Annotated in this window: 5 protein-coding genes and 1 tRNA gene; 5 read left to right on the top strand and 1 reads right to left on the bottom strand. The window is 64.4% G+C overall.

What is annotated here, in order from left to right:
* Positions 1 to 146: 146 nt before the first annotated feature.
* Positions 147 to 4,349 (top strand): Ig-like domain-containing protein, encoded by a 4,203-nt coding sequence (locus tag llg_RS03035; protein WP_338288083.1) that lies wholly within the window; start codon positions 147 to 149, stop codon positions 4,347 to 4,349.
* A gap of 283 nt (positions 4,350 to 4,632) precedes the next feature.
* On the opposite strand, the gene llg_RS03030 is transcribed toward llg_RS03035, so the two are convergent.
* Positions 4,633 to 4,722: transfer RNA gene (locus tag llg_RS03030), tRNA-Ser, on the bottom strand.
* A 345-nt stretch (positions 4,723 to 5,067) separates the two neighbouring features.
* Here llg_RS03030 and dnaK point away from each other — a divergent pair.
* The 4 genes from dnaK (at position 5,068) to llg_RS03010 (ending at position 11,104) form a co-directional block, all read left to right on the top strand.
* The gene (gene dnaK / locus llg_RS03025; RefSeq protein WP_338288082.1) at positions 5,068 to 6,981 is read left to right on the top strand and encodes a molecular chaperone DnaK; all 1,914 of its coding nucleotides are present in this window, start codon (positions 5,068 to 5,070) and stop codon (positions 6,979 to 6,981) included.
* Positions 6,982 to 7,072: 91 nt separating this feature from the next.
* The gene (locus tag llg_RS03020) at positions 7,073 to 7,363 is read left to right on the top strand and encodes a co-chaperone GroES (RefSeq protein ID WP_338288081.1); all 291 of its coding nucleotides are present in this window, start codon (positions 7,073 to 7,075) and stop codon (positions 7,361 to 7,363) included.
* A gap of 119 nt (positions 7,364 to 7,482) precedes the next feature.
* Positions 7,483 to 9,105 carry a chaperonin GroEL gene (groL, locus tag llg_RS03015; RefSeq protein WP_338288080.1) on the top strand — a complete coding sequence of 541 codons (1,623 nt, stop codon included), beginning with the start codon at positions 7,483 to 7,485 and terminating at the stop codon, positions 9,103 to 9,105.
* Positions 9,106 to 9,406: 301 nt separating this feature from the next.
* Entirely contained in the window at positions 9,407 to 11,104 is a 1,698-nt protein-coding gene (locus tag llg_RS03010; protein WP_338288079.1) for a hypothetical protein, read from the top strand.
* Position 11,105: the final 1 nt, after the last annotated feature.

Genomic DNA, 11,105 nt, shown 5'->3' with positions numbered 1-11,105 from the left:
TCCAAAGGCCGCCTTTCCCTGAGGAGAGGCGGCCTTTGTGCTTTTCCCGCGGGGCCGTGGTCCGTGCATGATGCACGGGGAAGATGGATCTCCCGGATTGCCACCCGTTGGCTGGATGGGCGATATTTCGGGAAACTTCGATTTCCATGACCCTGCGAGCGTTGATCGTATTCCTCCTGCTGGCGGCCGTTGGCCGCGGCCAGTTGCCGCCGTTCCACGCTCCGGCACAGGCCACGGGCTCGATGGAGGTCACGCTGCGTCCGATGGAAAACGTCATGCCAGGAACGTCGCGGCTGGTGACCTTCGGCGTGCCGTTTCCCCGCGGGTCGATCACCGCCGCGCAGTTGAGCACGCTGCGCGTGCTGCGCAACGGCGTGGAGATCCCGGCCTTCGTCGAGCAGCTCACACCCTGGCGGCATCTCACCAACTCCGCCATCGACGGCCAGTCGGTGCGCGTCGCGCGGGTGCAGATCCACCACAGCTTCGCCGCCGCGTATCCGGCGGGCGAAACGATCACCGTGGAATGGGGCGGCGCGGCGCGGACGCAGAACGTGGCCGCGCTGGCCGATCCGCAGGGCGGCTGGCACCTGGTCACCAGCGGCACTTTCGTGGCCGCCGATGGCGTGATGGAGCCGGATGTCTACGCGCTGTTGCCGAAGGCGGTGCTCTCCCAGGGCGTGCTCGGATTGCGCCGCACGGAGCCGTTCAAGGACTCCATTCCGGAAACACGCGATGCTCCGGAGGCGATGGACGCCATCGAGCACTGGCCCGGCTACGAGGAGGCGGACCGGTCGTTCAAGAACAACTTCTACACCAACATCAACGAGGATGATCCGCTGGTGAGCGGCTACGAGAGCGGCCAGCTGGTGGACTGCAAGCACGAGTCCGAGCCGTGGCTCTACGACCGTGCCTCCACGTTCTTCCAGCTCCATGTGAAGACCGGCTTCCTGCGGCCGCTGCGGGAGGCGGTGCGCGCCACGCAGTTCTATCGTTCGCAGCTATACGGAAACGCCAAGGCCGATCCCTACCGCGGCATTTTCCGATTGAAGGCACCGGATGATTCGAGTCTCGGTGCGGGAGGAAACACGACGATGTATTCCTATGCGGAGTGTTTCGCTTACGATCACTGGTTCACCGGAAATCCCCTCGATCTCGAGCCGGTGCGTTGGGTGGCCGCCACGCACGACGCGCTCACCGAGCCCTCCCGCTGGACGCCGCAACTGGGCGAGTGGACGGAGCGCCACACCGCCTTCCGCACGCTCGCTGATCTGGTCGCCTTCGAACTGACGGGGGAAACCGGGTTTCGCCAGAAGGTGCTTGGCCAGATCGCGGACTACCTCCGCCACCAGAATGGCGCGGACGGGCTGATCCCCGCCGACCGGCTCGATGGCGGACTCTACCACTACGGCGCGCAGCATGGCGACGGCGTGTTCACCGAGCTCATCGCATCGCCGTGGATGATGGCGCTGACGATGGATGCGATGATCCGTGCCTATGGGGTGTCCGAGGATGCGGCGGTGGCGGACTTCATCCGCCGCGGCGCGAAGTTCCAGGCGGTGACGACCCATTTCGATGGCGACAGCATCTACGAATACTCCGGGGCGCTGCGCTACCCCTTCTACCTGGCGCGCTACGACGGCGCGGCCGATCCGCTCGATGGCTACGACGGCTCCGCCATCGAGCATGCGAAGGAGGTCACCACCACCATCGGCTGGGGCTGCTATTTCCAGCACCTGCTGCACGGCGTTCCGGATCCGGCGATGGAAGCCACGGCGCGCGAGCTTTACCTTTCCTTCGACATTGGCGTGAACCACTGGATCCGGCCTGCGGCTCCACCGCTCGGCCTCACCGCCTACCGCAGTATTCCTCCTCGGAAGTTCGCATGGGAAAACCGCCCGTCCGCCAGCCTTTCGTGGGTGATGCAGGTGATCGACACGATCTCTCCGCCGCCGGTGGTGGCCATCACCTCTCCCACGGCTTCGCAGACCTTCACCGCGCCTGCGGACATCTTCATCGAAGCCACCGCTAGCTCGCCGAACAGCACCATTGCCAAGGTGGAGTTCTACGATGGCGCGGAAAAAATCGGCGAGGACACCACTCCGCCGTACACGCTGCATTGGAATCATGTGATCGCCGCGCTGCCCGGGCACGTGCTCACTGCGAAGGCGATCACCGCGCTCGGGGTGACGGGGAATTCCGAAGCCGTGCCGCTGGACATGCGTTCGCCCACGCATCCGGAGCTGACCATCACCAGCCCGGCCAATGGGGCCGTCTTCACCGCGCCCGCCGCCGTGACAGTCACCGCTACTGCCACCCCTCAGGCGGGCAGCAGCATTTCCCGCGTGCGTTTCACGCGGAATTACCAGCTCGTGGAGGAACTCACCGCGCCGCCGTATGCCCACACCTTCACCGGCTTGCTGGACGGCGATCACGACTACGAGGTATGGGCATGGGACAACAACGGTGGCTACACCGTCCAGACGATCACGGTGCGCGTGGAAACGCCCACGCCGCCGTCGATCACCCTCACCTCGCCGCTGCCGGACACGCCCACGGTGGGCGGAGGGGTGCTCCACCTTGCCGCGAATGCCGCCGCGCCCGGCAGCACCATCACCCAGGTAGTCTTCTATGCGGACGGTGAACCGATCGGCGAGGTCGCCTCGCCGCCCTTTGTCTTTGATTGGACTGTCTCTTCGCGCTGGGCCGCAGGTGCCCACGAGATCACCGCCGAAGCCACCGAGACGAATGGCGGCACGGCCTCGGACTCCGCCGCGATCCAGGTCTCCTTCCTCCCGGACATGAGCGTGGCCTTCGCATCGCCCGCCGACTGGGCGGTGTTTCCCTTCCCGGCGGAAATCACCATGGAAGCCACCGCGAGCGCGCCGCTCAGTTCGGTGGCGCGGATGGATTTCTACGCGAACAATCAATTCATCGGTTCCGACACGGAGGCGCCTTTCACCGCTTCCTTCACTCCCGCCAATCTCGGGCAATGGGAGCTACTCGCGCGGGTGACGGATGGCTACGGGCGCACGCGCGAGGTGAGGCGCAACGTGAACGTGACCGGGCCCGCGATTCCCACCGTGACCCTCGCTGCACCGGGGGATGGCTCGATTCTCACCCAGCCGGCCGCGCCGGTCATTTCCGCGACCGCCAGCGTGGATCATGCCACGATCGCCCGCGTGCGCTTCTACGAAGGCGATGTTTTGCTGGGGGAGGACACCGCCGCGCCCTTCAGCATCACCGCTCCCTCGCTGTCCTTGGGCGATCACCGCATTTACGCCGTGGCCACCTCCTCCACCGGCACCGAGGGGTATTCGCCCGCGGTGACGATCCATGTTGGCGCGATGAATGCGCCGGCCGCGGTGATCACCGCGCCGCGTTACGAGGGGCCGCAGATCGCCGCGTCCTTTTCGGCGGTCCGCTTCGCCGCGAATGCACTGCACACTGGAGGTGTGGCGATCCAGCGCGTCGAATTCCTGTTGGACCACGTGTCCGTCGGTTCCGTGGCCACTGCGCCCTATGAGATGGTGTGGACCGTGGGTCCGAACACCGGCTACCACGAACTCATCGCGCGTGCCTATGACGTGAACGGCCAATGGGCCGACTCCGGCACGGTGGCCTTCGAACTCGTCATCCCGCCACAGATCACGATCGCCTTTCCCACCTCGGCGTCGCAGGTCACGCCGGGTTCGGCCGTGTCGCTTGCGGCCTCCGTCATCGCCGGCACCTATCCCATCGCGAGGGTCGATTTCTTCGTGAACGACGCCTTGGTCGGCACCGACTCCAGCGTGCCCTATCAATGCGATTGGTCGCCCGATGCGGCGGGGGATTGCCAGATCGCCGCCCGCGTCACCGACACGCGTTACGTGGACGTGTGGGCGGATGCCGTGCCGGTGGTGTCCCGTTTCACCGCCCGGCAAAACTGGCGCATCGCGAACTTCGGCAGTTACCACGCCACCGGCAGCGCCGCCGACCTGGCGGACCCGGACCACGATGGCATCGTCAATTTGCTCGAGTGGATGTTCGGTGCTGAGCCCTTGGCCCCGGCCACCGCGCCGCCGCTGGCCGTCACCACGGAAGGTGCCGACCTCGTCATCCACCTGACCCGGGCCCACGAAGCCGCGACGGAGCCCGGTCACACGCTCGCCCTGGAATGGGCCACCGAGTTCGCCACCTGGAACTCGGTCTCGCTCGGCCCCACGTCTTCAGGCCCTGATCCCCGCGGCATCCAGGTCAACATCACCCCCGCGTCCAGCGGCTCTTCCAACGATGCCATCGAAATCCGCATCCCCCGCAGCCAGGTATCCGCCGGAAAATTCTTCGCCCGGGTCCGCGGTGGCGGGGAGTGACGCTGGATGGGCGCTAGGGAGGGATTGCCGCCGCTGCGCTCTGGCCCTGCCAGTTTCCCGGCTGCGCCGGACGAGGAGGAAGTCGCGAAGCTCCTGCCGCAGTCAAACCCCGGCCTCCGCTACGCTTCGGCAAGGGTTTTGCCTTCGGCCATGCCAATATGGGCTTCGCCTAGGAATAAAGGTCGTTAGCACTCCCGTCGCATTCGTCCCTCCCTCCCTTCGTTCGAAAACAAAAAACGCGTTCCACTGCTGGAACGCGTTTGATGAAAGGGAAAACTTCCCATGGCGGACAGGGAGGGATTCGAACCCTCGGTACTATTTCTAGCACACACGCTTTCCAAGCGTGCTCATTCGACCACTCTGACACCTGCCCTTGGTCTGGGAGCGCGGACGCTATGGGGACGCTTCCCGGTTGGCAATCCGTTTTTCGTATTTCCGCTGCTCTTTTTCACGCGGGGTCTAACCGGAGGCTTCCGAGCGGTGCGCGCACCATGTGTCACACCGCGACACCTTGTCCGCCGAGTGTGCGTCAAAGTGGCGCGATCTGCGGGTGGTTTTTACGAGCTGAAGGTGTGGCTGGAGGTTGACGAAAAATGCAATGGTCTCGTTTTCAGGTGCTTGTGGGGCGGGTGTGTCCGGCTGGCACATCGCTTGCGAAAGGGTGGGCATCAAATCCCGCCTGCGAGGGCGGATCACCCCACGAAAGGAACCCCACACCATGTCAAAGATTCTCGGTATCGACCTCGGCACTACCAACTCCTGTATGTCCGTGATGGACGGCGGGGAGGCTGTGGTCCTCGAAAACTCCGAAGGCGCTCGCACCACGCCTTCCGTCGTCGCCTTCTCGAAGAGCGGCGAACGCCTCGTCGGCCAGGCCGCCAAGCGCCAGGCCGTGACGAACCCGCGCAACACGATTTTCTCCGCCAAGCGCCTGATCGGCCGCAAGTATTCGGAACTCACCGAGGCGGACAAGCACATGCCCTACACCATCGTCGCCGGTGCCAACGGTGACGCCCACATTCAGGTGGAAGTGGCCGGTGAGAAGAAGACCTACTCGCCGCAGGAAATCGCCGCGATGGTCCTCGGCAAGCTGAAGGCCGATGCCGAAGCCAAGCTCGGCGAAACGATCAAGCAGGCCGTCATCACGGTCCCCGCGTATTTCAACGACTCCCAGCGCAACGCCACCAAGGCCGCCGGTGAAATCGCCGGTCTGGAAGTGCTGCGCATCATCAACGAGCCGACCGCCGCGGCACTCGCCTATGGCCTCGACAAGAAGGCCGACGAAAAGATCGCCGTGTATGACCTCGGCGGCGGCACCTTCGACATCTCCGTGCTGGAGATCGGCGACGGCGTCTTCGAAGTGCTCGCCACCGACGGTGACACCCAGCTCGGCGGTGACGACTGGGACAACACGCTGATCCAGTGGATCGTCGGCGAGTTCAAGAAGGACCAGGGCATCGATCTCTCCGGTCAGCCGGACGCGCTCCAGCGCATCAAGGAAGAGGCGGAAAAGGCGAAGATCGCGCTGAGCTCCTCGCAGTCCTACGACATCAATCTTCCCTTCATCACCGCGGACCAGACCGGTCCGAAGCACATCCAGCTCACGCTTTCCCGCGCCAAGCTGGAGCAGCTCACCGACAGCCTGTTCGAGCGCACCAAGAAGCCGGTGCGCGATTGCCTCGCGGCCGCCGGCCTCGATGCCTCGAAGATCGATGAGCTCGTGCTCGTCGGCGGTATGACCCGCATGCCGAAGGTGGTGGAAACCGCCAAGCAGCTCGCCGGCCAGACCCCGCACCAGGGCGTGAACCCGGATGAAGTCGTCGCCATCGGCGCGGCCATCCAGGGCGGCGTGCTCAAGGGAGACGTGAAGGATGTGCTCCTGCTCGACGTGACCCCGCTGACGCTTTCGATCGAAACCGAAGGCTCCCGCGCCACGCCGATGATCGAGCGCAACACCACCATCCCGGCCAAGAAGTCGCAGGTGTTCTCCACCGCGTCCGACAACCAGCCGGCCGTGGACATCCGCATCTGCCAGGGCGAGCGCCCGATGTTCATCGACAACAAGCTGCTCGGGAACTTCAAGCTGGACGGCATCAACCCGGCCCGCCGCGGCGAGCCGCAGATCGAAGTGACCTTCGACATCGACGCCAACGGCATCCTCCACGTCTCCGCGAAGGACAAGCAGTCCGGCAAGGAGCAGAAGATCTCGATCCAGGGTTCCTCCGGTCTCTCCAAGGACGAGATCGAGCGCGCCAAGCAGGAAGCCGAGGCCCACGCCGAGGAAGACAAGAAGCGCATGGAGGCCGTCGACACCAAGAACAAGGCCGAGAACCTCGTTTACCAGGTCGAGAAGCAACTCTCCGAACTGCCTGCCGAAGCCCCCGCCGAACTCAAGGACGGCATCCAGGGCAAGGTCGACGCCGTGAAGGACGCGCTGAAGAACGACGATCTCGAGGCGATCAAGTCCGCCACCGAGGCGCTCGAAAGCTCGCTCGCCGAGCTTTATCAGGCCGCGCAGGCTGCCCAAGCCGCCGCCGGTGGCCAGGCCGCCCCGCAGGCCGAGGCCGCTCCGGAGTCCAATGAGCCGAAGCCGGCCAAGGGCAAGGTCGTCGACGCCGAAGTTGTTGATTGATCCCTGAATCCTGAAATCTTTCCGCTCCGCGGCCCCCATGGCTGCGGAGCGGCATTCTCAACGAAAACCAACCCCACAACACACAGCAAACATGGCTAGCATCAAACCTCTCGGTCAGCGTGTCCTCGTGAAGCGCATCGAAGCCGACGCGATCAGCGCCGGTGGCATCGTCCTTCCTGATACCGCCAAGGAAAAGCCGCAGGAAGCCGAAGTGCTCTCCCTGGGCACCGGCGGCAAGGACTCCGATGGCAAGGACATCGAGTTCACCGTGAAGGTGGGCGACAAGGTCCTCATCTCCAAGTACGGCGGCACCGAAGTGAAAATCGACGGCCAGGAAGTGCTCATCATCAACGAGAGCGACATCCTCGGCATCGTTGGCTGAAGCCGACGGGCTATTCGTTAAAGGTTGGAGGTTATTGGGAAGAGTCCCTGACCACCAACCTTCGCCGAATGCCCTCCATCTTATTACGTATCACCTACAACTTTTAACCAGTAACCAAAATGGCTAAACAACTCCAATTCGACGAAGCCGCCCGCCAGGCCCTCCTGCGCGGCGTTGAGAAACTCGCCAAGGCCGTGAAGGCCACCCTCGGACCGGCCGGCCGCAATGTCATCCTCGACAAGAAGTTCGGCTCCCCGACCATCACCAAGGACGGCGTTTCCGTCGCCAAGGAAATCGAGCTCGAGGATCCCTATGAGAACATGGGTGCCCAGCTCATCCGCGAAGTCTCCTCGAAGACCTCCGACATCGCCGGCGACGGCACCACCACCGCGACCGTGCTCGCTGAAGCCATCTACAAGGAAGGCCTCCGCAACGTGACCGCCGGTGCCAACCCGATCTCGCTCCAGCGCGGCATCCTGAAGGCCACCGAGGCCATCGTCGCCCAGCTCAAGAACATCTCCAAGACGGTGTCCGACACCAAGGAGATCGCCCAGGTCGCCACCGTGTCCGCCAACTGGGACTCCGAGATCGGCAACATCATCGCCGAGGCGATGGACAAGGTCGGCAAGGACGGCACGATCACCGTGGAAGAAGCCAAGGGCATCGAAACCACGCTCGACGTGGTGGAAGGCATGCAGTTCGACAAGGGCTACCTGTCCCCGTACTTCGTGACCGACGCGGAGAGCATGGAAGCCGTGCTCGACAGCCCGTACATCCTCATCAACGAGAAGAAGATCTCCTCGCTGAAGGATTTCCTCCCGCTGCTTGAGAAGGTCGCCAAGACCGGCCGCCCGTTCCTCATCATCGCCGAAGACGTCGAGGGCGAAGCCCTTGCCGCCCTCGTGGTGAACAAGCTCCGCGGCATCCTCAACGTCGCCGCCGTGAAGGCTCCGGGCTTCGGTGACCGTCGCAAGGCCATGCTCGAAGACATCGCCGTCCTCACCGGTGGCAAGGTCATCACCGACGACCTCGGCATCAAGCTGGAGTCCGTCGAACTGTCCGACCTCGGCTCCGCCAAGCGCATCACCATCTCCAAGGAGAGCACGGTGATCGTCGAAGGCGCCGGTTCCAGCGACAGCATCACCGGCCGCGTGAACCAGATCCGCCGCCAGATCGAAGACACCACCAGCGATTACGACCGCGAGAAGCTCCAGGAGCGCCTCGCCAAGCTCGCCGGCGGTGTGGCCGTCATCAACGTCGGTGCCGCCACCGAGACCGAGATGAAGGAGAAGAAGGCCCGCGTCGAAGACGCCCTCCACGCCACCCGTGCGGCGGTTGAGGAAGGCATCGTCCCGGGCGGTGGCACCGCGCTGATCCGCGCCCAGGCCGCCGTCGGCGACCTCGGCCTCGTCGGTGACGAAGCCACCGGTGCCGGCATCATTGCCCGCGCCGTGGAAGCTCCGCTCCGCCAGCTCGCCGCCAACGCCGGTCGCGAAGGTGCCCTCATCGTCTCCCGCGTGAAGTCGGGTGCCGAAGGCTACAACGTCGCCACCGACACCTACGAAGACCTCATCGCTTCCGGCGTGGTCGACCCGACCAAGGTGACCCGTTCCGCCCTGCAGAACGCCGCCTCGATCGCCGGCCTGCTCCTGACCACCGAGGCTCTCATCACCGAGAAGCCGGAGAAGAAGGAAGCCGCCGCCGGTGGCCACGGCCACGACCACGGCATGGGCGACTTCTAAGTCGTCCGGCGGTTTTCGAACTGCCAGCCAAACGAATCAAGAAGCCGTCCCGGGAGACCGGGGCGGCTTTTTTGTGCAATGTAGTCGAAAACTCTGCTTTCGAATCGTCTCCGCCAGCTCCGTTGGCGGCGGCGGTTGGGCCGAACGATCTCCTCTCCCGAAGAGGGAAAGCGGGAGCTTCCCCCTACATTCTGAAAGCAGAGCTTTCAGCTACGATGGCCCCACCCCCCGTCCGGATTTTCCAAGGATATGTCGTCCGCTTACAAGACGCCGGGGAGGGTTTGCTCTACGGTGGGATAAGATGAACCGCCCTGCCTCCTTCTCGCGCGCCTTCCGGACCTTGGCCGGACTCGGCCTGCTGACCGCCGTTTGTTCCGCCCAGCAACCGGAGGCGTTTCCGGTGAAGATCCGCGTGGACGCGTCGAAACCGGCCGGACCGCTGAAGCCGATCTGGCGTTACTTCGGTGCGGACGAGCCGAACTACGCCTACATGAAGGATGGCAAGAAGCTGCTCGGTGAACTTGGCGAGATGGCCCCGAAGCAGGTCTATTTCCGCGCCCACAACATGCTCACCACTGGCGACGGCACCCCGGCCCTGAAATGGGGCAGCACCAATGCCTACACCGAGGATGCCGCGGGCAACCCGGTTTACGATTGGACGATCACCGACAAGATCTTCGACGCCTACCTGGAGCGCGGCGTGCGTCCGTATGTCCAGCTCGGGTTCATGCCGCAGGCCCTGTCGACGAAGCCGGAGCCCTACCGCCACCATTGGACGCCGGAGGCGAAATACGACACCATCTACCTTGGCTGGACCTACCCGCCGAAGGATTACGCGAAGTGGGAGGAGCTGTGCTACCAGTGGGCGAAGCATTGCCTGGAGAAATACGGCAAGGCAGAGGTGGACACGTGGTGGTGGCAGTTGTGGAACGAGCCGAACATCGGCTACTGGCGCGGCACGCAGGATGAGTTCTACAAGCTCTACGACCACTCGGTGGCCGGGGTCCGGCGCGCGCTTCCGAACGCCCGCATCGGTGGGCCGGAAACCGCGGGTGGCCCGGGAGGCGGCACGCTGGAGAAGTTCCTGAAGCACTGCCAGGAGGGCTCGAACACGGTGACCGGCCAGAAGGGCACGCCGCTGGACCTGATTTCCTTCCACGCCAAGGGCCAGCCGAAGTTCGTGAACGGCCACGTCCAGATGGGCATCGCCAACCAGCTTCGCGACATCAACGGAGCCTTCTCGGTGATCGCGAAATTCCCCGAATACAAGAGCACGCCGATCGTCATCGGTGAGTCGGACCCGGAAGGCTGTGCTGCCTGCCAAGGGCCGCAGAACGGCTACCGCAACGGCACGATGTATTCGAGCTACACCGCCGCCAGCTTCGCGCGGAAACACGAGCTGGCCGCGCGCCATGGCGTGAACCTGGAAGGTGCCCTGACGTGGGCGTTCGAGTTCGAGGACCAGCCGTACTTCGCGGGCTTCCGCGTGCTCGCCAGCAATGGAATCGACCACCCGGTGCTCAATGTCTTCCGCATGTTCAGCAAGATGACCGGCGAGAACCTGCCGGTGGCCAGCGACTCGGCGATCCCGCTGGATGACATCATGAAGAACGGCGTGCGCGGGAAGGCGGATGTTTCGGCTCTGGCCAGCATGGACAAGCACCGGCTGGCGGTGATGGTCTGGCACTACCACGATGACGACGTCTCCGGTCCCGATGCCGCGGTGAACCTCACGCTTCCCGGGCTGCCGGTGAAGGCGGCGGAGGCGAAGCTCAGCCACTACCGCATCGATGAAACCCACAGCAATGCCTACACCCTGTGGAAGGCGCTCGGCTCCCCGCAGCAGCCGACCAAGGAGCAGTATGCCTCGCTGGAGGAAGCCGGAAAGCTGGCGAAGATCGAGGGCCCGGCGACCGTGAAGATCGCGGGCGGCGAGGCCACGCTCGATTTCAAGCTCCCCCGCCAGGCGGTGTCGCTGCTGGTGCTGGAGTGGCAGTAAG

The organism is Luteolibacter sp. LG18 (genome assembly GCF_036322585.1).
GTDB lineage: Bacteria > Verrucomicrobiota > Verrucomicrobiia > Verrucomicrobiales > Akkermansiaceae > Luteolibacter.
This window is presented reverse-complemented; position numbering and strand designations above follow the sequence as displayed.

Coding starts and splice junctions, on each gene's coding strand:
- llg_RS03035 (WP_338288083.1), top strand. CDS start 147: ATGACCCTGCGAGCGTTGATCGTATTCCTCCTGCTGGCGGCCGTTGGC.
- dnaK (WP_338288082.1), top strand. CDS start 5,068: ATGTCAAAGATTCTCGGTATCGACCTCGGCACTACCAACTCCTGTATG.
- llg_RS03020 (WP_338288081.1), top strand. CDS start 7,073: ATGGCTAGCATCAAACCTCTCGGTCAGCGTGTCCTCGTGAAGCGCATC.
- groL (WP_338288080.1), top strand. CDS start 7,483: ATGGCTAAACAACTCCAATTCGACGAAGCCGCCCGCCAGGCCCTCCTG.
- llg_RS03010 (WP_338288079.1), top strand. CDS start 9,407: ATGAACCGCCCTGCCTCCTTCTCGCGCGCCTTCCGGACCTTGGCCGGA.